Source organism: uncultured Neisseria sp. (assembly GCF_951230505.1).
In the GTDB taxonomy this organism is placed as follows: Bacteria; Pseudomonadota; Gammaproteobacteria; order Burkholderiales; family Neisseriaceae; genus Neisseria.
On record NZ_CATNVN010000012.1, the window covers coordinates 1 to 22,202 of the forward strand.

Below are 22,202 nucleotides of genomic sequence, written 5' to 3' on the forward strand. Positions count from 1 at the left end.
CCGAAACCCAATACCGCATCGTGTCCAACGGCGCGACCCGCGAAAAAGACACGGCACAATTCCACAAAGTCGGACAAGAGTTCGGAGTTGCCTTCAATCCGCGCTACGACCTCGGCATGCTCGCCGTACAAGGCCCTAAAGCCATTGAAAAACTCCTGACCGTCAAACCCGAATGGGCGGATGTCGTCCACAACCTCAAACCGTTCCAAGGTGCAGACTTGGGCAACGACTGGTTTGTCGCCCGTACAGGCTATACCGGCGAAGACGGTGTCGAAGTGATTCTGCCGGGCACTGAAGCCGTCGCATTCTTCAAAGCCCTGCAAGCAGCAGGCGTACAGCCTTGCGGCCTTGGCGCACGCGACACCCTGCGTATGGAAGCCGGCATGAACCTCTACGGCAACGATATGGACGACAATACCAGCCCGCTCGAAGCAGGCATGGGTTGGACCGTTGACTTGAAAGACGAAAGCCGCGACTTCGTCGGTAAAGCCGCCTTGCTGGCATTGAAAGAAAAAGGCGTTACCGTGAAACAGGTCGGCCTGTTGCTTGAAAAAGGCGGCATCCTGCGCGCGCATATGGAAGTGTTAACCGACAAAGGCAAAGGCGAAACTACCAGCGGCGTATTCTCGCCAAGCCTGAAACAATCCATCGCCATCGCGCGCGTACCGAAAGACTTTGACGGCGATACCGCCAAAGTGCTGATGCGCGGTAAAGAAGTGGACGTACGCGTACTGAAGCTGCCATTTGTGCGCAACGGTCAAAAACAGTTTGATTAATATCGGTTCAGACGGCCTTTTTTGTTAAGGACCGTCTGAAAGCAGGTTTTAATTGTCGTCCGATACGGACGTTTGTAGAAAGCATTGAACAAGGCATCTGTGGATATTGATTCATGAAGATGCCGTCTGAAAATAACCCCCTATCAATGGAGTATCAAACCATGAGCAACATCCCAGCAGAACTGAAATACGTTGCCAGCCACGAATGGCTGCGCCTTGAAGAAGACGGTACCATCACCGTCGGTATTACCCATCACGCGCAAGAGCTGTTGGGCGACATCGTGTTTGTCGAGCTGCCAGAAGTCGGCGCAAACCTGGCTGCCGAAGAACAAGCCGGTGTGGTTGAGTCTGTAAAAGCCGCATCTGACGTATACGCTCCGATTGCAGGCGAAATCGTTGCCGTCAACGAAGATTTGCCAAGTGCTCCGGAAACTGCCAACAGCGACCCTTACGGCGCAGGCTGGTTCTTCAAAATCAAACCTGCCAATCCTGCAGATTACGACGGTCTGCTGACTGCCGAACAATACGCAGGCGAAGTAGCTTGATTTTTGCAAACATCCAAACAGGTTTTTCATCTGTTTGATATTGCAGGTCTTAGGTCGTCTGAAAAATGCTTTCAGACGGCCTTTGTTTCAATTTTTCCTCAGCAAACATGAATTACTGCGAATTTGTCGACACGCTTCCTGACGATACGGACAATCCCAACAAACATTATCACGACACGCAATACGGTTTTCCGATTGAGGACGACAATGAATTGTTTGAGCGGCTGGTGTTGGAAATCAATCAGGCAGGATTGAGCTGGATGCTGATGCTGAAGAAGCAGCAGGCATTTCAGACGGCATTTAAAGGTTTTGACATCGATACGGTCGCCGCATTTGACGAAGCCGATATTGAGCGGCTGCTTGCCGATGCAGGCATCGTCCGCAACCGCCTGAAAATCAACGCAGCCATTTATAACGCGCGACAAATCAAACAAATACAGCAAGAATACGGCTCATTCAAAAACTGGCTGGATGCGAACCATCCGCTCGACAAGGCTGAATGGGTGAAACTGTTTAAAAAACATTTCAAATTTGTCGGTGGCGAAATCGTCGGCGAATTTCTGATGAGTACCGGCTACCTGCCCGGAGCGCATGTGGAAACCTGTCCGGTTTATAGGGAAATATTGGCATGTCGTCCAAAGTGGGCGGAGGCCGTCTGAAACAACATCTGCAAGAAAAAACAGTGTTGATATCGATAACACCGAAGGAGTAGAAATGAAACTATCTGAATTGTTCAATCCGAACGAATTTGCCGCGCGCCATTTGAGCTTTGGCGACGAGGCTGCGCTTTTGGAAGCGCTCGGCGAGAAGAGCATGGACGAATTTGTCGGCAATACTGTGCCGCAAAGCATCCGTATGCCGTCCGAACTCGACCTGCCCGAAGCCCTGACCGAGGCGGACGCGTTGGCGAAATTGAAAGGCATTGCGTTGAAAAACGTGATCAACAAATCCTATATCGGCTTGGGCTATTACCCGACCCGCGTGCCGAACGTGATTTTGCGCAACGTGTTGGAAAATCCGGGTTGGTACACTGCCTACACGCCGTATCAGGCGGAAATCGCGCAGGGTCGTTTGGAAGCTTTGTTGAACTTCCAACAAGTGTGTATCGATTTGACCGGTTTCCCTGTGGCAGGCGCGTCTTTGCTGGATGAGGCGACTGCTGCCGCCGAAGCGATGGCGATGGCGCACCGCGTGGGTAAAGTGAAATCCGAGCGTTTCTTTGTAGATGCGCGCGTGTATCCGCAAACTTTGGATGTGATGAAAACCCGCGCCAAATATTTCGGCTTTGAACTGGTGGTCGGCGATTTTGCCCAAGCCGACGAAGGTGAATACTTCGGTGCGCTGTTCCAATACGTCGGCAAAGACGGCGACGTACAAGACTTGCAGGACGTTATCGGCCGTCTGAAAGCCAAAGGCACAATCGTGGCCGTTGCCGCCGACATCATGAGCTTGGTTTTGCTGAAGTCTCCGGCTGAACTGGGCGCAGATATTGCTTTGGGCAACACCCAGCGCTTCGGCGTACCGATGGGCTTCGGTGGTCCGCACGCTGCTTATTTCGCGTTTAAAGACGAGTTCAAACGTTCCGCTCCGGGCCGTATCATCGGCGTATCCAAAGATGCATCGGGCAAACCTGCCTTGCGCATGGCTTTGTCCACCCGCGAGCAACACATCCGCCGCGAAAAAGCGACATCCAATATTTGTACCGCACAGGCATTGCTGGCGAACTTGGCCGGTATGTATGCCGTTTACCACGGTCCTGAAGGCGTGAAACGCATTGCCAACCGCATTCATGCACTGGCTTCTGCCTTTGCCGATGCGCTGGTTTCAGACGGCCTGAATGTGGTTCACAAAGTCTTCTTCGATACCGTTACTGTCGATTTCGGCAGCAAAGAGAAAGCAGACCAAGTGTTTGCCGCTGCTTTGGCGTCGGGTTACAACCTGCGCCGCGTTAACGATACTCAAGTTGCGGCTGCATTCCATGAAACATCGGCATGCGAAGATTTGGTTGATTTGTACCGCGTGTTTACCGGCAAAGATACGTTCACATTTGCCGATGACGTCAAAGGCCGTCTGAACGCCGAATTGCTGCGTCAAGACGACATTCTGCAACATCCTGTGTTCAACAGTTACCACACCGAACACGAAATGCTGCGCTATCTGAAAAAACTCGAAGACCGCGATTTGGCGATGAACCGCAGCATGATTTCATTGGGCAGCTGCACCATGAAACTCAACGCGACTGCGGAAATGTTGCCGATTACTTGGGCAGAGTTCACCGACATCCACCCCTACGCCCCCAAAGACCAAGCCGCAGGCTACCGCGCGCTTTTGACCGACATGGAAAACAGCCTGAAAGCCATCACCGGCTTTGACGCGATTTCCTTCCAGCCCAACTCCGGCGCGCAGGGTGAATACAGCGGCATGCTCTCCATCCGCCGCTATCAAGAAGCCAACGGCGAGGGACACCGCAACATCTGCCTGATTCCCAAATCCGCCCACGGCACCAACCCTGCGACTGCGGCCATGCTGGGTTTGAAAGTCGTCGTTGTCGACACCGACGAACACGGCAACGTCAACATCGACGATTTGAAAGCCAAAGCCGAGCAATACCGCGACGCTTTGTCCGCCATCATGATTACTTACCCGTCCACCCACGGCGTGTACGAAGAAGGCATCCGCGACATCTGCCGCATCATCCATGAAAACGGTGGACAGGTTTACATGGACGGTGCCAACCTCAACGCCCAAATTGGCATCATGCAGCCTGCCGAAGTCGGCGCGGACGTGTTGCACATGAACCTGCACAAAACCTTCTGTATCCCTCACGGCGGCGGCGGTCCGGGCGTCGGTCCTATCGGTTTGAAAGCCCACCTTGCCCCGTTTGCACCGGGACACGCTTTGACCGACACCCACAGCGCCAGTGCCGACCAAACCGCCGTTGCTGCTGCGGCCTTCGGTTCTGCGTCTATCCTGCCGATTACCTGGATGTACCTGACCATGATGGGTAAACAAGGCATGGAGCAGGCAACGTGCTGGGCATTGCTCAACGCCAACTACGTTGCCAAACGCCTGAGCGAAGACTATCCGATTCTGTATACAGGCAAAAACGGCCGCGTCGCGCACGAATGTATCGTCGATTTGCGTCCGCTCAAAGCCGAAAGCGGCATCACTGAAACCGACATCGCCAAACGCCTGATGGACTACGGCTTCCACGCGCCGACGGTTTCTTTCCCTGTTGCCGGCACGCTGATGATTGAGCCGACCGAGAGCGAAAGCAAAGCCGAACTCGACCGCTTCATCGCCGCCCTGAAACAAATCAAACAGGAAGTGCTGAAAGTCGAGCGCGGCGAATGGCCGAAAGAGGATAATCCGCTGGTGAACGCTCCGCATACCGCGTCCGACGTAACCAGTGAATGGGCGCATCCGTACTCTCGCGAAGAAGCCGTCTTCCCATTGCCGTTCGTTCGCGAACACAAATTCTGGCCGAGCGTCAAACGGGTAGATGAAGTGTATGGCGACCGCAATCTGGTTTGCTCCTGCTTGCCGATTGACGCATACGAAGAATAAGCCTGAATAGGTTTAAAATTGAACAGGCCGTCTGAAAATGAAAATAGTTTTCAGATGGCCTTTTGTTTGTTAAGATATTCCGCCCGAGAACGTACATTTGTTTTTGGTAAAACAACAAATAAGGCATTCGGAAAGATAGACGGCGAATGCCTTTGTTTGCGGATAAAACCAAACTGCTCTCAACAACGATAAACACAAGGCCGTCTGAAAAACAGGAGGATATGATGGACGAACTTTTTATTCAAACGCTGACGATTGCCGGCTCAGATTCCGGCGGCGGCGCGGGCATACAGGCAGATTTGAAGACATTTCAGATGCGCGGCGTGTTCGGTACCAGCGTACTGACAGCGGTTACCGCACAAAATACTTTGGGCGTATCGGCAGTGCATCCGATACCGACCGACATGATTGCTGCGCAAATTGCCGCGATTCAGGAGGATTTCCAAATCCGTGCCTATAAAATCGGCATGTTGGGTACGGCGGAAATCATCGAATGCGTGGCGGAACAAACCGCCGAATGCGACTTCGGCAAACGCGTGTTGGATCCGGTCATGATTGCCAAAGGCGGAGCGCCGTTGTTGGAAAATTCAGCCGTTGAAGCCATGAAACGCCTGCTGTTGCCGCATACGGACGTATTGACCCCCAATCTGCCCGAAGCGCAGGCATTGACGGGTATCAATATTGAAAACCGCCAAGATGCGGAACGCGCCGCCAAAATTCTTCAGGATTGGGGTGTGAAAAATGTGGTAATTAAGGGTGGCCATCTTGCCGACAGCCAAAGCGAATATTGCACCGACTGGCTGTTTACGCAATATGAAACCATCGAGCTGAACAGCAAACGTTTCCCAACGCCGCATACCCATGGCACGGGCTGCACATTTTCTGCCTGCATCACTGCCGAGTTGGCAAAAGGGTTTAGCGTACCCGAGGCGGTTCAAACGGCAAAAAACTATATTGCCGCCGCCATTTCCTATCCTTTGGGCATCGGTGCAGGGCACGGGCCGGTCAACCACTGGGCGTATCGGGATGAATAATGCGTTCAGACCAATTGTAATTGATTGTATTTTTCAGACGGCCTGACTAGGTTTATCACTTGAAATTGTTTACAATATCGGATTAATGCTTTTACGGATAAAAAAGACACCATGCAAGTTACCTCAAAATGGATAGACGGAATGTGCTTCGTCGGTACAACGGCAAACGGACACAGCGTTGTGATGGAAGGCGCGGCGGCTGAAGGCGAAGTCAAACGCGGCCCTAGCCCGATGGAAATGCTGTTGTTGGGTGTAGCAGGCTGTTCCAGCATCGATGTAGTGATGATTGCCGAGAAACAACGCCAAAAAATCACCGACTGCCGCGCTGAAGTGACTGCCAAACGCGCCGACACCGTGCCGCGCGTGTTTACCGAAATCCATATCCACTTCAAAGTGTATGGCCGGGGTTTGCAAGAAAGCGCGATTGAGCGCGCCGTACAGATGTCTGCTGAAAAATATTGCTCCGCATCGATTATGCTGGGCAAAGCGGCAAAAATGAGCCACAGCTTCGAGATTGTCGAAACAGAATAAGGCGGTTTTCAAGGAAAAAGCCGGAGCGTGAGACGGCTGCACACAAAAAAGCAGATATATTCACGCATTAACATGAATATATCTGCTTGCTTTTTATTCCTTTTTCTCTCTCTCTATCAGCCTTTATAACTTGGCTTGTTGATCTCATTGTGCAAGTTTCGTTTAACATTGTCAACAATTTTTAATTATATTTTAAACAACCCCGAAAGATGCAGGTTTGTAAACGCTTGCGCCTTAATACGGATACTGGGGAAACATTATGGATTACGAAAATAATACCAACGTTGCGCCTGCAACTTCATCGCTTATTTTGGAAGAGCGTCACGATTCGGAACTCTTCCGCGTGTACGCATTGATTTTGGACGGCATTACCGACCATCTGCTGCTGCCGGGCAAAAAACTGACTGAGTCCGAGCTTTGCCGACAAATGGTTTGCTCGCGCAATACCGTGCGTGGCGCATTATCGCTTTTGGCGCACGATAAAATCGTCGATTTGCAGCCCAATCGCGGCGCATTTGTTCATGTGCCGGACTTGAAAGAAATGAAAGACGTGTTCAACACGCGTATCGAAATGGAAAGCATGATTTTGAGCGTCCTTATCGATATGCCTGATTTGGAAACGCGTCTGCAACCGCTTTACGCCATGATTGAGCAAGAGGGCGCAGCCTCCGAAAGCGGCGACCGCGTGGGCTGGAACCGCCTGTCCAATGCCTTCCATGTCGAATTGGCGCGACTGCTGGACAACGATGTCCTGTTTGAAATCATGAATACCTTATGCGCGCGCTCTTCATTGATTGTGGCCGTTTCCGATCCGCTTCGCAAAGAAAAGCGCAACATCGATTCCAATTCACACCATGAACACCGAGAAATCCTCGATTTGTTGCTGGCAGGCAAGCGCAACCGTGTGACCAAAGTCATGCGCCGTCACTTGGGCGCGTGTATGGAACGCTTGGAACAAAAACTCGAGATGTAATCGGGTTGACAATAACAAGGCCGTCTGAAATATTCAGACGGCCATTGGTTTATCCCTACAAAGCGAAACGCCATGAAACCCAAAATCCAAAGACACGAACATATCCTCACCCTTGTCCGCGAACATAACTTCATGACGGTGGAAGAGTTGGCGGCGAATTTGGATGTTACGCCGCAAACCATACGCCGCGATGTGCAGGAGTTGAGCGAGACCGGACAGCTCAAACGCTATCACGGCGGCGCATCTTTGGGCGACGTTTCAGTCGTAACGGCAGGGCAGGAGCGGCGCAACCATCAGCAGCAGGAAAAAAACGCCATTGCCCAATTGATCGCTTCCACCATTCCCGACAATGCCTCGCTCTTTATCAGCATCGGCACCACCATGGAAGCCGTCGCCGCCGAGTTGGTCAGACAGCGTAAAAACCTGCGGATTATCACCAACAATATCTACGCCGCCTCCATCACTGCGGCGCGTACCGACTACACGGTCATCATCGCTTCCGGCGTGGTCCGCCCATTGGATGGTGGTATTACCGGCGTGGCGACTGTCGATTTCATCAACCAATTCAAAGTCGACTATGCCATCATGAGTACCCACGGCATAGAAAACGACGGCTCGCTTTTAGATGACGATTACAAGGAAGTCAGCGTCATGCAGGCAATGGTGAACAATGCCCGCGTGCGCTATCTAGGCGTCGACCACAGCAAATTCAACAGCAATGCCTTGGTCAGACTGGGTGATATCGGCGCATTCGATAAGCTGTTTACCGACCGTATACCATCCGCCGCCATGCAGAAAACCCTAAACGAGCGCGGTGTAGCGTGGCAGGTTGCCGACCCTGTATCAAAGTAGCCAAGTCGGGTACAATTGAGCCATCATTCCATTCCTTTCAGACGGCCTAATTGAATGCTCAGGCCGTCTGAAAACAGAAAATCATTTTCCCATCAAAGAAATATTATGTTGAATAAAGACCAATTCGCGGACAACCACTTTATCCGCACCATCATCGAAGAAGACCTCAAAAGCGGTAAACATACAGCCATCCAAACCCGTTTCCCGCCCGAGCCAAACGGCTATTTGCACATCGGTCACGCCAAATCCATCTGCTTGAACTTCGGTTTGGCTTATATTTACGACGGCTTGTGCAACCTGCGTTTTGACGATACCAACCCTGAAAAAGAAAACGACGAATACGTCAACGCCATCAAAGAAGACGTTGAGTGGTTGGGTTTCCATTGGGCGGGCGAGCCGCGTTTTGCTTCCAACTATTTCGACCAGCTTTACGACTACGCCGTCGGTTTAATCAAAGACGGCAAAGCGTATGTCGATGATTTGACACCCGAAGAAATGCGCGAATACCGTGGTACGCTGACCGAAGCAGGCAAAAACAGCCCTTACCGCGACCGCAGTATCGAAGAAAACCTCGACCTGTTCACGCGCATGAAAAACGACGAATTTCCCGACGGCAGTAAAACCCTACGCCTGAAAATTGACATGGCTTCAGGCAACATCAATATGCGCGATCCGGTCATCTACCGCATCCGCCGCGCCCATCACCACAACACCGGCGACAAATGGTGCATCTACCCGATGTACGACTACACGCATTGCATTTCTGATGCCATCGAAGGCATCACGCATTCCTTGTGTACGCTCGAATTTGAAGCCCACCGTCCGTTGTACGACTGGGTGTTGGACAACATCCCAGCGCCGCACGCCACGCGTCCGCGCCAATACGAGTTTTCCCGTTTGGAGCTTCTGTATTCCATCACGTCCAAACGCAAGCTGAACCAACTGGTTTCAGAAGGCCATGTTTCCGGCTGGGACGATCCGCGTATGCCGACCATTTCCGGTATGCGCCGCCGCGGCTACACGCCCGAAGGCCTGCGCCTGTTTGCCAAACGCGCCGGTATTTCCAAATCCGAAAACATCGTCGATATGAGCGTGTTGGAAGGAGCGATTCGTGAAGAGCTGGAAAACTCCGCCCCGCGTCTGATGGCGGTGTTGAATCCGCTCAAAGTGACCCTGACCAACTTTGAAGCGGGTAAAACCCAAAGCCGCCGTGCCGCGTTTCATCCGAACCACGAAGAAATGGGCGATCGTGAAGTACCTATTTCCCAAACCATCTACATCGAAGCCGACGACTTTGCCGAAAATCCGCCTAAAGGCTTCAAACGCCTGATTCCCGGCGGCGAAGTGCGTTTGCGCCACGGCTATGTGATCAAGTGCGATGAAGTAGTAAAAGACGAGGCGGGCAATGTGGTCGAACTCAAATGCAGTATCGACCACGACACCTTGGGCAAAAATCCTGAAGGCAGAAAAGTCAAAGGCGTGATTCACTGGGTTTCCGCCGAACACGCCGCCGAAATCAAAGTCCGCCTGTACGACCGCCTCTTTACCGTCGAGCGTCCCGATGCCGTGCGCGGCGAAGACGGCAACTACCTGCCGTTCACCGATTTCCTCAATCCTGAATCCATCAAGGAAATCACCGCCTACGCCGAACCTGTCGCAAAAGATCTGCCGGCAGAAAGCCGTTGGCAGTTTGAGCGTATCGGCTATTTCGTGACTGACCGCAAAGACCACAGCACAGACACTCCGGTGTTCAACCGCACGGTGACGTTGAAAGATTCTTGGCAGCCTAAGTAATCTGTTTGCAGTCGTTAAATTGAAGGCCGTCTGAAAACGTGAAATCCGGTTTTCAGACGGCCTTTGTCTATAAAAGGGATGGGATGGAACGTTATTCTGTACATTTGAAACTGCTGGGAATGGCAGTGTTGTGGGGCGCATCCTGGCCGATGGGGCGGATGTTGGGGCAGTCGCTGCCGCCGTTGACGGGCGGGGCGGTTCGGTTTGTACTGGCTTCGGTTTTGTTGTTGGGCTGGTTGTTTGCGCGCAGCAGGTTCGCGACTTTGGCGGCTTTGTCGGCGCGGCAATGGCTGGGCTTGACGGCAGCCGCTTCCGTCGGCGTGTGCGGCTATGCGGTGTTTTTTATGTTGGGTTTGCAAACTATGCCGGCAGGCAAGGCGGCGGTGGTCGTGGCGGTGAATCCGGTATTGACACTGCTGTTGGCGACTTGGTTTTTCGGCGAGCGTTTAAATTCGAAGATTTTGGCGGGCATGCTGCTGGCGGTCGGCGGTGCCATTATGGTGGTAACGCAAGGGCAGCCGTTGACGGTATTATCGGGCGGCATCAAGGCGGGGGAGTGGCTGATTTTTGGCTGCGTGGTCTGCTGGGCGGCCTATACTTTAATTGGTCGTGCGGTTTTGCGCGGGATAGATGCGCTGACGGTAACGGCAGCAACATCGTTCATCGGTGCGTTGATGTTGTCGGCGGTGGCGTTATGGACGGATGGAATGCCGTTTGAGGCAATAGCGGCAATGGATGGGCGCGGTTGGACAGCCTTGGCGTGGTTGGTCATCGGTGCGACGGTATTGGCCTACGCGTGGTATTTCGAAGGCGTGAAGACTTTGGGTGCAGGCAGCGCGGCGGCGTATATTACGCTCGTGCCGATTTTCGGTGTGCTGTCTTCGGCGTGGTTTTTGGGCGAACCGCTGCATATTTCGCTGGTTGCGGGTTGTGCGGCGGCGGTCGGCGGCATGACGCTGATGCGATACGGGCAAAAGGCCGTCTGAAGTTGGGTAAATACTCGGATTTTTGATGATAAGATTGCGGTTGCCACCTTACTTCCAGCCGTAATCTTATTGCATGGTAAGATTATGGTATCGGCTCAGTGTTCGATTTAAAAATTTGACACCCTGCCTCCAACTGCCTAAAATTCAACTTTCTCAAAAATCTACCGTATCCTGCGGCACGATTTCATCCTTTCAGACGGCCTTTGTGCCATCTCTCTGATACCATTCAAAATATATCAATACTATGCACGTTTCAGAACTCCAAACCCTCCACATTTCCAAACTCTTGGAAATGGCAGAAGAACATGGCATTGAAAACGCCAACCGTTTCCGCAAACAAGACCTCGTTTTTGCCATCGTCCGCCAGATGATGAAGCAAAATGTCAGCTTTACCTGTTCCGGCACACTCGAAATCCTGCCCGACGGCTTCGGTTTCCTGCGCAGCGCAGATACTTCTTACCTTGCCGGCCCTGACGATATTTATGTTTCGCCCACGCAAATCCGCCGCTTCAATCTGCACACCGGTGACACCATCGAAGGCAGCGTGCGCGTACCTAAAGACAACGAGCGTTATTTCGCACTTGTCCGCCTCGATACCATCAACGGCGATCAGCCCGAAGTCTGCAAACACAAAATCCTCTTTGAAAACCTCACGCCTTTATTCCCAACCGAACAATTCAAACTCGAGCGCGACATCAAAGCCGAAGAGAATCTGACCGGCCGAGCCATCGACTTGGTTTCCCCAATCGGTAAAGGCCAACGTGCATTGTTGGTGGCCCCGCCTAAAACCGGTAAAACCGTGATGTTGCAAAACATTGCCCATGCGATTACCGCCAATTATCCCGATGTCGAACTGATTGTCCTGTTGATTGACGAGCGTCCGGAGGAAGTGACCGAAATGAGCCGTTCTGTACGAGGCGAAGTGGTTTCCTCTACGTTTGACGAACCTGCGCAACGCCATGTACAAGTGGCCGAGATGGTGATTGAAAAAGCCAAACGCATGGTCGAACACAAAAAAGACGTGGTGATTCTGCTGGATTCGATTACCCGTTTGGCACGCGCCTACAATACCGTCGTGCCGACTTCGGGCAAAATTCTGACCGGCGGTGTAGATGCCAACGCTTTGCACCGTCCGAAACGCTTTTTCGGCGCAGCGCGTAATGTGGAAGAGGGCGGTTCGCTGACCATTATTGCGACAGCGCTTGTTGAAACCGGCAGCCGCATGGACGACGTGATTTACGAAGAGTTCAAAGGCACGGGCAATATGGAATTGCACCTTGACCGCCGTATGGCAGAAAAACGCCTGTTCCCGGCCATCAGCATTAATAAATCCGGTACGCGTCGCGAAGAATTGCTGGTGCCAAACGATCAGTTGCAACGCATGTGGCTCTTGCGCAAATTCCTGCATCCTATGGACGAAATCGAAGCGACCGAGTTTTTGGTGGGCAAACTCAAAGACTCTAAAAATAACGACGATTTCTTTGAATTGATGCGCGGTAAATAAGCATAAGGCCGTCTGAACATGTTTCAGACGGCCTTTACTTTGCTTGAGGAAACTTTATGACCATCCGAATGAATTGGCAAAACTTATTGTCCACCCAACGCTTCCGTACCAAAAACGGCGAAATCGTGCCGACCGTTACCCCTTCGACTCAGGAAGGTGCCGATGCCTTGCGTACGGATTTTCACATCGACTACGACCGGGTTGTTTTTTCCGGAGCCTTCCGCCGCCTTGGCCGTAAAACTCAGGTGCATCCGTTGGCGCAGCACGACTTGACGCACAACCGCCTGACGCACAGCGTTGAAGTTGCCAGCGTGGGCAGGAGCTTGGGCAACCGCGTGGGCGTGATGTTGCACAATGGCGGTTTTCTGCCGCAGGGCAATACGCCCAGCGATATTGGTGCCGTGGTGCAGGTTGCCTGTTTGGCACATGATTTGGGCAATCCGCCGTTTGGCCATACCGGCGAAGATGCTTTGCGCGATTGGTTCAGACGGCCTGAACATCAAATTTATCTGAACACATTAAACGAAGCGGAACGCAACGATATTCAAACTTATGAAGGCAATGCGCATAGCCTGCGTATCGTCGCCAGCCTTGAAATGTATCCGGAGGCGGGCGGAATGCGCCTGACTGCGGCAGCCATCGGCGCATTGCTGAAGTATCCGTGGACAACGCAACATCCAAACGGCAGAAAGAAATTCAATATTTATCAAACCGAGTTGCCGTTTATCCGTCAAGTTGCCGACGAATTGGGACTGGTTTCCGCAGGAGCAGACAGCTGGGCGCGTCATCCTTTGTCTTATTTGATGGAGGCCGCCGACGATATTTGCTATGCCTTGCTGGACTTGGAAGATGCCGTTGAATTGGATTTGCTCACGGATACGGAAGTGGAAAGTATTTTATCCGAGCTGACCTTTGCCGAAAGCGCATGGCATGCCAGCTCCAGTCGTCAGCGTTGCGCCATGTTGCGCGGCATTGCGATTGGCAAGGCGATTGATGATGTCGCGCAAACCTTTATGCTGCATCAGTCCGACTTGTTGGACGGAACATTCAAAGGCAAAGACTTGCTTGCTCTGTGTAGCCCGCAAGTGCAAAACACTTTGGCAAAAGCGAAAGAATTGGCGCAAACACGGATTTTTCGTCATCACACCAAGCTCTTGACCGAGATTGCCACGTTCCCATGCTTAGGCTCCATCTTGGATTTGCTCGTCCCTGCCGCCTATGCCCTGATTGCAGAAAAACAGTTGGCAACGCGTCAGTCTTTGGCGTTGGAGTTGTTGAAAAAGCACAATCCGATTCTTCCTGAAGACAGTCTGTATCAGGCCTATATGAAAATCTTGGATTTTGTCGGCGGCATGACCGATAACTCCGCCGCCAAAATGGCGCAGGATTTGTCAGGAGTAGGGATTTTACGTTAATTTTATATTGTTTAATTTCAATTAGTTAAATAAAAATATAAAAAATTTCTGTGAAAAAAGTAGACAGGTTTCAGTAAAACCTATATTATTCGGTCTTCTTGATTCACAACGCACTTGCGAAGTGATGAGGATGCACCCGTAGCTCAGTTGGATAGAGTATCTGGCTACGAACCAGAGGGTCGGGCGTTCGAATCGCTCCGGGTGCGCCACAAGATTTATCTGCGCCCATCGTCTAGCGGTTAGGACATCGCCCTTTCACGGCGGTAACCGGGGTTCGATTCCCCGTGGGCGTGCCAGTTTTCAAAAAAACGCAATCTGTTTCGGATTGCGTTTTTTTATTGCATTTACTGTTTGTATTCTAAGGCTGTCTGAAACGCTCAGCAACTCAAGAGACAGAAGTATGTAAAATAAATTGCCCAGACTTTTTGTCGTCTATATGCGCTTTTCAATCTCATTTTACCATTGTCGAAACCCAATTTATTGACAACAGTATTCATCTTAAGAGTTCCTAAACCTGAATTTACATGATTTCATATTTATAATTTCTTGATTTTAGAAAATAAAAATATTTATTTGAACTTTTCTTAAAAAATGCCGTCTGAGATAAAGACAAGACGGAATATCTCTGTTAATGTGTAAATGTCAGCCGGCCTTTGCTGGTTTTTTATTGAAACCATTTGGGAGTCAATTATGAATATGAATGTTAAATTAATCGTTCCTGCCGTTTTGGCGGCTGTTGCCCTAACTGCATGTAGCAGCGGTTCTAAAGCCAAACCTGAAGTTAAAGCTGCGCCTACTGCGCAACAACAAGCTCAGGCTCAACAAGCTCAAGCTCCAGTACCTAATACTTTGAAAGTAGACTCTATCGACGGTACTAAAGAAGTTCACTACAAATGCGGTAAAGACGGCAAAGAGCCTCTGAGCGTAATGTATGGCTTCAAAGGCAACGAAGTTGTTGCTGCCCAAGTAAAATACAAAGGCCAAGTAACTGAAAACCTGTTCCGTATTACTGACAGCAGCAAAGATGTAAACGCATTCTGGGGCGGCAATGTTGCTTGGATTGCTGAAGCAGCCACTGCAGCCAACGTGGACAAAGTTGATGGCAACATGCTGACTATCCGCGGTACTACCGAAGTAAATGGCAAACAAGAAGTGGTTGACCAAATCGCTACCCGTTTCTGCGCATTGGACAAAGGCGCGAAAGCTGCCGCTAAACCAGCTGCTAAAAAAGTGAAAAAATAATCTTTTACCGACAGCTTTAAACGCTGGGTAAAATAAAACAGGCCGTCTGAAAAGTTTTCAGACGGCCTGTTCTTTTGAGCAGTTTAACCCAAGAACCAGAATTTCAATGCCCACAACACGGCGACAATCCATACCATAGGCGGTACGTCTTGGGTGCGGTTGCACAAGAGTTTGATGAGTGCGTAGCTGATAAAGCCAAACGCAATACCGTCGGCAATCGAGTAGGTAAACGGCATGAAGACGATGGTTAGGAATGCCGGTGCTGCTTCGGTCATGTCGTCCCAATCGATTTCGCGCGCGCTGCGCAACATTTGCGCGCCTACATAGAGCAGGGCGGGTGCGGTAGCGAATGCAGGGATGCTTTGAACCAGTGGGGAGAAAATCAGACAGGCCAGCATAAGTACGCCGACGGTAACGGCAGTCAGGCCGGTACGGCCGCCGGCAGAAACGCCTGCCGCGCTTTCAACGTAAGGGGTAGTGGAAGAAGTACCCAAGGCGGCGCCTGCGATAATGGCGGTAGAGTCGGCAAGCAGGGCGCGTTTCAAACGTGGCAGTTTGCCGTCTTGCAACAGGCCTGCGCGGTGGGAAACGCCGACCAATGTGCCGGTAGAGTCAAACAGGTCAACCAGGAAGAATACAAAAATCACGCTGACCATGCTGACGGTGAACAAGCCTTTAAAGTCCATCTGCATGAAGGTTGGCGCAATGCTCGGAACTTCGCCGACCACGCCTTTGAACTCGCTCAAGCCCAAGACGGTGGAGATGGCGGTCAGTGTCAGAATGGTAATGATGATGGAGCCTTTGACGCGGAAGTGGCCGAGTGCAACCACCATGACAAAGCCTGCCATCGCCAGCAGGGCGGTAGGCTGGTGGATGTCGCCCAAGCCGACCAATGTGGCAGGATTGGCCACAATCACACCTGCGCCTTTGAGTGCAATCAATGCCAAGAAGAGGCCGATACCTGCGGCAATCGACATTTTCAAGCCCATAGGCAGGGCGTTGACCAGCATTTCACGCACTTTAAAGAAGCTGAACAGGATAAAAATGATGCCGGAGATGAAAACGGCACCCAATGCCACACGCCAGTCCACGCCCATGCCTTTGACGACGGCAAAGGTAAAGTAGGCGTTCAAACCCATGCCCGGAGCGAGGGCGATCGGGTAGTTGCCGACAAAGCCCATCACGAAACAGCCGATGGCGGAGGCGATACAGGTGGCCACAAATACTGCGCCCATATCCATGCCGGTTTCGCCCAAAATCAGGGGGTTGACAATGATGATGTAGCACATGGCGAGGAAGGTTGTCACACCGGCCATGATTTCCGTGCGGACGTTGGTCTGATTGGCGTTGAGGTTGAATAATCTTTCCAAAACGCTTTGATTTGAAGAACTCATTCGAGATATTCCTTTGGGAAAGCCGTTCGAGGACGGCATCAGCGGGTTTAACTGCCGGAAGCTCGGATTTTGGCCTTAACTTCTCAACAGATAAGGGAATTTTCGGGCGGTATTATACTGAAAAGCTTTTTGTTCGGGTAATAAAAATACATGAATCAGATAATGCCGGGCCGAACCAAGATAAAGGCCGTCTGAACAGTTTCAGACGGCCTTTGTTTGTGTGTGTTTATACCGGTTTGCCTTTCAGGGAGAAGGTGTAGGCTTCGGTGATTTCCAGATCGATCATTTGGTTGATCATGTCGGGCGTGCCGGTAAAGTTGACCACGCGGTTGTTGGCGGTACGGGCTTGCAGTTGGTCAGGGTCTTTTTTGGAGATACCTTCAACCAAGCAGCGTTGAACCGTGCCGATCATGGTTTGGTTGATGCGCGCGGTTTCGGCTTCGATGACTTCGTTCAAAGCTTCGAGGCGACGCACTTTTTCTTCATGCGGCGTGTCGTCGTGCAGGTTGGCGGCAGGCGTGCCTGGGCGCGGACTGTAAATAAAGACGAAGCTCAAGTCGAAGGCGATGTCTTTGACCAGTTTCAAGGTTTGCTCGAACTCGCGCTCGGTCTCGCCCGGGAAACCGACGATAAAGTCGGAGCTGAGGCACAAATCAGGACGGATGGCACGCAGTTTGCGGATGATGGATTTGTATTCCAAGGCGGTGTAGCCGCGTTTCATCGCGCTCAATACGCGGTCGGAACCGCTTTGAATCGGCAGGTGCAGATGGGAAACCAGCTTCGGCAGGTCGCGGTAGCACTCGATAATCGCGTCGGTAAATTCGCGCGGATGGCTGGTGGTAAAGCGCAGACGTTCGATGCCCGGGATTTCGTGGACGATGCGCAACAAAGTGGCAAAGTCGCAGATTTCGCCATTTTCCATTTCGCCGCGATAGGCATTGACGTTTTGGCCTAAGAGGTTGATTTCTTTAACGCCTTGTTGTGCCAAGCCGGCAATCTCGGTCAATACGTCATTAAGTGGGCGGGAGAATTCTTCGCCGCGGGTGTAAGGGACGACGCAGTAAGAGCAGTATTTGGAACAGCCTTCCATAATGGAAATGAATGCCGAGCCGCCTTCTACGCGCGCAGGCGGCAGGTGGTCGAATTTCTCGATTTCGGGGAAGGAAATGTCGATTTGAGACAGGCCGGTGGTTTCTTTATCGACGATGAGTTTGGGCAGGCGGTGCAGTGTTTGCGGGCCGAAAACCACGTCCACATACGGAGCGCGTTTGACGATGTTTTCGCCTTCTTGCGAGGCAACGCAGCCGGCAACGCCGATGATTACGTTTGGGTTTTTTTCTTTGAGCGGGCGGACGCGGCCTAAGTCGGAGAAGACTTTCTCTTGTGCTTTTTCACGCACGGAGCAGGTGTTGAACAAGATGATGTCGGCGTCGTCAGGTTGGGTAACCTGCTCGATGCCGCCGTGTTCTTCGGCGAGGACGGACAGCATTTTTTCGCTGTCGTACTCGTTCATTTGGCACCCGAAGGTGCGGATAAATACTTTTTTCATGGTTTGTTTTGATTGACTTGCTTGTTGTAAAAGGGTTCAGACGGCCTTTGAATACCAGGGCCGTCTGAAAGTTATTCTTCCGCCTTTTTCTGCTTTTTGGCGTGTTCGATGAACCTGTCGGCTTCGGCGTCGGTCAAAATCCAGATTTCGCGGACGAGGCGGCTTTCTTCGTTGTATTTGAACGCAACGGCTTTGCCGGTTTGATTCAGCAGGCGGCCCATAGGGATGAAACGGTCGTTTTCATCGTGGATTTTGGTGAAGCGGGTGATTTGCAGTTTGGCCGCATTGCCGTCCACAATGCCCAAGGTCAGCAGGCGCGTCCAAGAAAAACCGCCTTTGCTGACTTTCAGATAAGGCAAATCGACAGTCTTTAAAACGGCCACGTCCATATCATCAGGCAGGCTGCGTTGTGCATGGACGAGGGATGACGCCAAAAGGGCGAGGCTGAGTATGAATCCGCGTAACATGATGCTTTTCTTTTATTGTTTCAATAGGTCGCGGATTATAGCACAAGCAGGAAAAATGTGGATAGAGTGTTTGTTTTTAAAGAATAATTTTGATTTTGCGCCCGATTCTTATTTTGAAGCTTGGGCCGTCTGAAAAGGATTTGGTGTTAAAATGGTACCGATTTGATTTTCAGACGACCTCTTACGAAAGAATTGACCATGAACCGTAATGAAAGCTTGTTCAACCGCGCCAAAGCCATTATTCCCGGCGGCGTGAACTCTCCTGTGCGCGCATTCGGCAGCGTCGGCGGTGTGCCACGCTTTATCAAAAAGGCAGAAGGCGCGTATGTTTGGGACGAAAACGGCACGCGTTATACCGACTATGTCGGCTCTTGGGGCCCTGCGATTGTCGGCCACGCCCATCCTGAAGTCATTGAAGCTGTGCGCGAAGCGGCATTGGGCGGTTTGTCGTTTGGTGCGCCGACTGAAGGCGAAATTGTCATTGCCGAAGAAATCGCCAAAATCATGCCGTCCGTCGAGCAGCTGCGCCTTGTCAGCTCCGGTACGGAAGCAACGATGACCGCCATCCGTCTGGCACGCGGTTTTACCGGACGCGACAAAATCATCAAGTTTGAAGGCTGCTACCACGGCCATTCCGACAGCCTGTTGGTGAAAGCAGGTAGCGGTCTGCTGACGTTTGGCAACCCTTCTTCCGCTGGTGTGCCTGCCGACTTTACCAAACACACTTTGGTACTCGAATACAACAATATCGCCCAACTGGAAGAAGCCTTTGCCCAAAGCGGCAATGACATTGCCTGTGTGATTTTGGAGCCTTTTGTCGGCAATATGAATCTGGTTAGGCCGTCTGAAGCCTTTGTCAAAGCCTTGCGCGAATTGACTGAAAAACACGGTGCCGTGTTGATTTACGACGAAGTGATGACCGGTTTCCGCGTGGCGCTGGGCGGTGCGCAATCTTTGCACGGCATCAAGCCTGATTTGACCACCATGGGCAAAGTGATCGGCGGCGGTATGCCTTTGGCGGCGTTCGGCGGCCGTAAAGACATTATGGAATGTATTTCCCCATTGGGCGGCGTGTATCAGGCAGGCACATTGTCCGGTAATCCGATTGCGGTTGCGGCCGGTTTGAAAACGCTGGAAATCATTCAGCGCGAAGGCTTCTATGGAAACCTGACTGCCCTGACCCAACGCCTCGCCAACGGTATTGCCGACGCGGCCAAAGCGCACGGCGTTGAATTTACGGCGGACAGCGTGGGCGGCATGTTTGGTTTGTATTTTGCCAGCCATGCACCGCAAAACTACGCCGATATGGCGCGTTCCAATATTGAAGGTTTCAAACATTTCTTTCACGGTATGCTCGACCGCAATGTCGCATTCGGCCCGTCAGCTTATGAAGCCGGTTTTGTTTCCGCCGCGCATACGCCTGAGCTGATTGATGAAACCATTGCTGCGGCACACGAAGTGTTCAAAGAAATGGCGAAATAAAAGCTGAAACTGTCATGTGAGAAAAGGCCGTCTGAAAAATATTCAGACGGCCTTTCGCTATTTTAAATCAATGCTTGATTATGCTTCTTCGGCTTTGCTGCGGATAATCAGCAGAGGCAGGTGGCTTTGACGCATTACGGTCTCGGCGAAGCTGCCCATCAGCAGGTGCATCAGGCCGGTGCGGCCGTGTGTGCCGAGTACCAGCAGGTCTGCGCCGTTGTTGTCGGCGTAGTCAACCAAGTCTTGCGCCATTTCGCGTGCGCCTTTGTTGGCAACCAACAAGTGTTTCACGATGTTTTCAACGCCGTTTTCACGCGCTGTTTTTTCTGCGAAATCCAAAACTTCGTTGCCTTGAGCCACTGCGGCGGCTTCGTAGCTTTCATGTTGCAGGAATTCAGGAGCCAAAGCCATGTATTCGGCAGGGTTGGCAACGTGAACCAAAGTCAGTTGGGCTTTGTTGAGGCTTGCCAGTTCGGCGGCGTGTTTCAATGCATTGAGGGAGGTCTCGCTACCGTCAACGGCTACAACCAGATGTTTGTACATATTCATTCTCCTTTTGCGCCGAGTAGCGGCACTTTCGTTTAATATGAAATCAGAACTTGTCTGAATGTGAAACGATTATAAACTCTTTCGGGCGGGTACAACAGCCCATCTGCTTTCAAGTATAATGTCAGTCCGAATCGCCTGTCGCGTTTTTCATTAATTTATTGATATATCACAAGGTTACTTATGCAGGATGCCGCTTTTCTATCTTCGCGCCGCTTTGGCGGCATTGCCAGACTTTACGGAGACGAAGCACTGGCGCGCTTTTCGCGTGCGCATGTGTGCGTGGTCGGTGTCGGCGGCGTCGGCTCGTGGGCGGTAGAAGCTTTGGCGAGGAGCGGTATCGGTCGTTTAACGCTGATTGATTTGGACAACGTTGCCGAGTCCAATGTCAACCGCCAGTTGCACGCTTTGACCGATGATTTCGGTAAGGCAAAAGTTACCGCTTTGCGCGAACGCATTGCCCAAATCAATCCGCAATGCGAAGTGACGGAAATCGAAGATTTTGTTACCGAAGACAATCTGGACGAGCTTTTCAGACGGCCTTTTGACTTTGTTATCGACGCCATTGACCAAATCCGTGTCAAAGCTGCGATGGCGGCGTATTTCGTGCAACATAAACAACCGTTTATTATCAGCGGCGGCGCGGGCGGACAGAAAAATCCGGCTTTGATTCAAACCGCCGATTTGAGCCGCGTTACCCACGATCCGCTGCTTTCCAACTTGCGCTATACCTTGCGCAAGCGCTACGGCTTCAGCCGCGATACCAAAGAAAAAATGCGCGTGCCTTGCGTTTATTCAACCGAGAATATTACGCCGCCGCAATCCGGCGAAGCGTGTTCGACCGATGCCGCGCCGCAAGGTTTGTCCTGCGCGGGCTACGGTGCGAGTATGCTGGTGACGGCTTCGTTTGGGCTGTATTGTGCGCAGGCAGCGGTGGAGCATATTGCGGAACGGAAGTGAGGGGTAGGGGAAGATGGTTAAGAGCCGATTTTTTAAAGCCTACTTTATTGCCAGTCTGATTTATGCGGTATGGTTCGGCGTATTGATGTATGCTGTCGATCCGATGTTTCTCAATGTGATGGAATGCAATACGCTGCCGGGCGATTATTTGTGCGTGCAAAGCGGTTATGACCGCCCATTCACCACTTTTCTTTATCCGTTTCTGTCCGTCGTGATGTTCAGCCTTTTACACGCCGGTATTATGAAATGGCGTAAACGCCGTTCGGTTAAAATGATTTGGCTTTTGGTCGGCTGCGAAAGTTTGCTGTTGTTGGCTTTGATAGTGGTGATGCTTGCGAGGGATGGTTTTGTGTTGTCCCGAGATATCGGTTCGGTACTGACGGGTTCAGTTTTTGCCAGCCTGCCCCTGTTTGGTATGGCCTTGGCGCAGACCTTTGCCGTCGCCATTGTTTCTTTGCAAATCAATCGTAAAAAACGTTGATTGTTATATTAAAAACGGGTTGTCCTTGTTTCAGACGGCCTTTTATTGATGAAACTTCTTACTAAACTTAAAAAGAAAAAGACCCTTTACACATGCCTACAGAA

20 protein-coding genes and 2 tRNA genes are annotated in these 22,202 nt (G+C 51.5%); 18 read left to right on the top strand and 4 right to left on the bottom strand.

Annotation, left to right across the window (positions count from 1 at the left end; translation table 11 throughout):
* The 15 genes from gcvT to Q1M25_RS01765 form a co-directional block, all read left to right on the top strand.
* On the top strand, positions 1-776 hold a 776-nt coding region (gene gcvT / locus Q1M25_RS01695; protein WP_300481088.1), incomplete at its 5' end, for a glycine cleavage system aminomethyltransferase GcvT.
* Between the two features lie 146 nt (positions 777-922).
* Positions 923-1,321 (top strand): glycine cleavage system protein GcvH, encoded by a 399-nt coding sequence (gene gcvH / locus Q1M25_RS01700; RefSeq protein ID WP_063068454.1) that lies wholly within the window; start codon positions 923-925, stop codon positions 1,319-1,321.
* Between the two features lie 107 nt (positions 1,322-1,428).
* Entirely contained in the window at positions 1,429-1,980 is a 552-nt protein-coding gene (locus tag Q1M25_RS01705) for a DNA-3-methyladenine glycosylase I (protein ID WP_300481093.1), read from the top strand.
* A gap of 55 nt (positions 1,981-2,035) precedes the next feature.
* Positions 2,036-4,888 (top strand): aminomethyl-transferring glycine dehydrogenase, encoded by a 2,853-nt coding sequence (gcvP, locus tag Q1M25_RS01710; RefSeq protein ID WP_300481095.1) that lies wholly within the window; start codon positions 2,036-2,038, stop codon positions 4,886-4,888.
* A 224-nt stretch (positions 4,889-5,112) separates the two neighbouring features.
* Positions 5,113-5,922 carry a bifunctional hydroxymethylpyrimidine kinase/phosphomethylpyrimidine kinase gene (thiD, locus tag Q1M25_RS01715; RefSeq protein WP_070873649.1) on the top strand — a complete coding sequence of 270 codons (810 nt, stop codon included), beginning with the start codon at positions 5,113-5,115 and terminating at the stop codon, positions 5,920-5,922.
* Between the two features lie 111 nt (positions 5,923-6,033).
* Positions 6,034-6,453 carry an OsmC family protein gene (locus Q1M25_RS01720; protein WP_070873648.1) on the top strand — a complete coding sequence of 140 codons (420 nt, stop codon included), beginning with the start codon at positions 6,034-6,036 and terminating at the stop codon, positions 6,451-6,453.
* A gap of 259 nt (positions 6,454-6,712) precedes the next feature.
* Positions 6,713-7,426 (top strand): GntR family transcriptional regulator, encoded by a 714-nt coding sequence (locus Q1M25_RS01725; RefSeq protein WP_004519550.1) that lies wholly within the window; start codon positions 6,713-6,715, stop codon positions 7,424-7,426.
* 72 nt (positions 7,427-7,498) lie between these two features.
* Positions 7,499-8,278, top strand: coding sequence for a DeoR/GlpR family DNA-binding transcription regulator (locus Q1M25_RS01730; RefSeq protein WP_300481101.1), 780 nt, complete (start codon positions 7,499-7,501; stop codon positions 8,276-8,278).
* Between the two features lie 105 nt (positions 8,279-8,383).
* Entirely contained in the window at positions 8,384-10,072 is a 1,689-nt protein-coding gene (locus Q1M25_RS01735) for a glutamine--tRNA ligase/YqeY domain fusion protein (RefSeq protein WP_107867789.1), read from the top strand.
* Positions 10,073-10,155: 83 nt separating this feature from the next.
* On the top strand, positions 10,156-11,058 hold the full coding sequence (locus Q1M25_RS01740; RefSeq protein WP_107867788.1) for a DMT family transporter: 903 nt from the start codon (positions 10,156-10,158) through the stop codon (positions 11,056-11,058).
* Positions 11,059-11,302: 244 nt separating this feature from the next.
* On the top strand, positions 11,303-12,562 hold the full coding sequence (gene rho, locus Q1M25_RS01745) for a transcription termination factor Rho (protein ID WP_003680905.1): 1,260 nt from the start codon (positions 11,303-11,305) through the stop codon (positions 12,560-12,562).
* 56 nt (positions 12,563-12,618) lie between these two features.
* Positions 12,619-13,977 (top strand): deoxyguanosinetriphosphate triphosphohydrolase, encoded by a 1,359-nt coding sequence (locus Q1M25_RS01750; RefSeq protein ID WP_049359174.1) that lies wholly within the window; start codon positions 12,619-12,621, stop codon positions 13,975-13,977.
* A 132-nt stretch (positions 13,978-14,109) separates the two neighbouring features.
* Positions 14,110-14,186, top strand: a tRNA-Arg gene (locus Q1M25_RS01755).
* Positions 14,187-14,198: 12 nt separating this feature from the next.
* A tRNA-Glu gene (locus Q1M25_RS01760) sits at positions 14,199-14,273 on the top strand.
* A 394-nt stretch (positions 14,274-14,667) separates the two neighbouring features.
* Positions 14,668-15,219, top strand: coding sequence for a hypothetical protein (locus Q1M25_RS01765; RefSeq protein WP_300481107.1), 552 nt, complete (start codon positions 14,668-14,670; stop codon positions 15,217-15,219).
* A gap of 83 nt (positions 15,220-15,302) precedes the next feature.
* On the opposite strand, the gene Q1M25_RS01770 is transcribed toward Q1M25_RS01765, so the two are convergent.
* From Q1M25_RS01770 to Q1M25_RS01780, 3 genes are all read right to left on the bottom strand, one after another.
* Positions 15,303-16,613, bottom strand: coding sequence for an NCS2 family permease (locus tag Q1M25_RS01770; protein WP_049344897.1), 1,311 nt, complete (start codon positions 16,611-16,613; stop codon positions 15,303-15,305).
* 226 nt (positions 16,614-16,839) lie between these two features.
* A complete protein-coding gene (miaB, locus tag Q1M25_RS01775; protein ID WP_049333914.1) occupies positions 16,840-18,162 on the bottom strand; it encodes a tRNA (N6-isopentenyl adenosine(37)-C2)-methylthiotransferase MiaB in 1,323 nt (440 codons plus the stop codon).
* Positions 18,163-18,233: 71 nt separating this feature from the next.
* A complete protein-coding gene (locus Q1M25_RS01780; RefSeq protein ID WP_049333912.1) occupies positions 18,234-18,629 on the bottom strand; it encodes a hypothetical protein in 396 nt (131 codons plus the stop codon).
* Positions 18,630-18,827: 198 nt separating this feature from the next.
* On the opposite strand from Q1M25_RS01780, the gene hemL reads away from it, so the two are divergent.
* Complete coding sequence (hemL, locus tag Q1M25_RS01785) at positions 18,828-20,111, top strand: glutamate-1-semialdehyde 2,1-aminomutase (RefSeq protein WP_300481117.1); 1,284 nt, start codon at positions 18,828-18,830, stop codon at positions 20,109-20,111.
* 78 nt (positions 20,112-20,189) lie between these two features.
* Here the strand turns inward: hemL and Q1M25_RS01790 are convergent, their stop codons facing one another.
* A complete protein-coding gene (locus Q1M25_RS01790; protein WP_049333908.1) occupies positions 20,190-20,654 on the bottom strand; it encodes a universal stress protein in 465 nt (154 codons plus the stop codon).
* Between the two features lie 186 nt (positions 20,655-20,840).
* Here Q1M25_RS01790 and Q1M25_RS01795 point away from each other — a divergent pair, with 186 nt between their 5' ends.
* On the top strand, positions 20,841-21,617 hold the full coding sequence (locus Q1M25_RS01795) for a ThiF family adenylyltransferase (protein ID WP_049333907.1): 777 nt from the start codon (positions 20,841-20,843) through the stop codon (positions 21,615-21,617).
* A 13-nt stretch (positions 21,618-21,630) separates the two neighbouring features.
* A complete protein-coding gene (locus Q1M25_RS01800) occupies positions 21,631-22,098 on the top strand; it encodes a hypothetical protein (RefSeq protein WP_049333905.1) in 468 nt (155 codons plus the stop codon).
* Positions 22,099-22,202 lie beyond the last annotated feature (104 nt).

Excerpts from the sequence above, each read along its gene's own strand:
- gcvH (WP_063068454.1), top strand. The coding sequence starts at position 923 with ATGGAGTATCAAACCATGAGCAACATCCCAGCAGAACTGAAATACGTT.
- Q1M25_RS01705 (WP_300481093.1), top strand. The coding sequence starts at position 1,429 with ATGAATTACTGCGAATTTGTCGACACGCTTCCTGACGATACGGACAAT.
- gcvP (WP_300481095.1), top strand. The coding sequence starts at position 2,036 with ATGAAACTATCTGAATTGTTCAATCCGAACGAATTTGCCGCGCGCCAT.
- thiD (WP_070873649.1), top strand. The coding sequence starts at position 5,113 with ATGGACGAACTTTTTATTCAAACGCTGACGATTGCCGGCTCAGATTCC.
- Q1M25_RS01720 (WP_070873648.1), top strand. The coding sequence starts at position 6,034 with ATGCAAGTTACCTCAAAATGGATAGACGGAATGTGCTTCGTCGGTACA.
- Q1M25_RS01725 (WP_004519550.1), top strand. The coding sequence starts at position 6,713 with ATGGATTACGAAAATAATACCAACGTTGCGCCTGCAACTTCATCGCTT.
- Q1M25_RS01730 (WP_300481101.1), top strand. The coding sequence starts at position 7,499 with ATGAAACCCAAAATCCAAAGACACGAACATATCCTCACCCTTGTCCGC.
- Q1M25_RS01735 (WP_107867789.1), top strand. The coding sequence starts at position 8,384 with ATGTTGAATAAAGACCAATTCGCGGACAACCACTTTATCCGCACCATC.
- Q1M25_RS01740 (WP_107867788.1), top strand. The coding sequence starts at position 10,156 with ATGGAACGTTATTCTGTACATTTGAAACTGCTGGGAATGGCAGTGTTG.
- rho (WP_003680905.1), top strand. The coding sequence starts at position 11,303 with ATGCACGTTTCAGAACTCCAAACCCTCCACATTTCCAAACTCTTGGAA.
- Q1M25_RS01750 (WP_049359174.1), top strand. The coding sequence starts at position 12,619 with ATGACCATCCGAATGAATTGGCAAAACTTATTGTCCACCCAACGCTTC.
- Q1M25_RS01765 (WP_300481107.1), top strand. The coding sequence starts at position 14,668 with ATGAATATGAATGTTAAATTAATCGTTCCTGCCGTTTTGGCGGCTGTT.
- Q1M25_RS01770 (WP_049344897.1), bottom strand. The coding sequence starts at position 16,613 with ATGAGTTCTTCAAATCAAAGCGTTTTGGAAAGATTATTCAACCTCAAC.
- miaB (WP_049333914.1), bottom strand. The coding sequence starts at position 18,162 with ATGAAAAAAGTATTTATCCGCACCTTCGGGTGCCAAATGAACGAGTAC.
- Q1M25_RS01780 (WP_049333912.1), bottom strand. The coding sequence starts at position 18,629 with ATGTTACGCGGATTCATACTCAGCCTCGCCCTTTTGGCGTCATCCCTC.
- hemL (WP_300481117.1), top strand. The coding sequence starts at position 18,828 with ATGAACCGTAATGAAAGCTTGTTCAACCGCGCCAAAGCCATTATTCCC.
- Q1M25_RS01790 (WP_049333908.1), bottom strand. The coding sequence starts at position 20,654 with ATGTACAAACATCTGGTTGTAGCCGTTGACGGTAGCGAGACCTCCCTC.
- Q1M25_RS01795 (WP_049333907.1), top strand. The coding sequence starts at position 20,841 with ATGCAGGATGCCGCTTTTCTATCTTCGCGCCGCTTTGGCGGCATTGCC.
- Q1M25_RS01800 (WP_049333905.1), top strand. The coding sequence starts at position 21,631 with ATGGTTAAGAGCCGATTTTTTAAAGCCTACTTTATTGCCAGTCTGATT.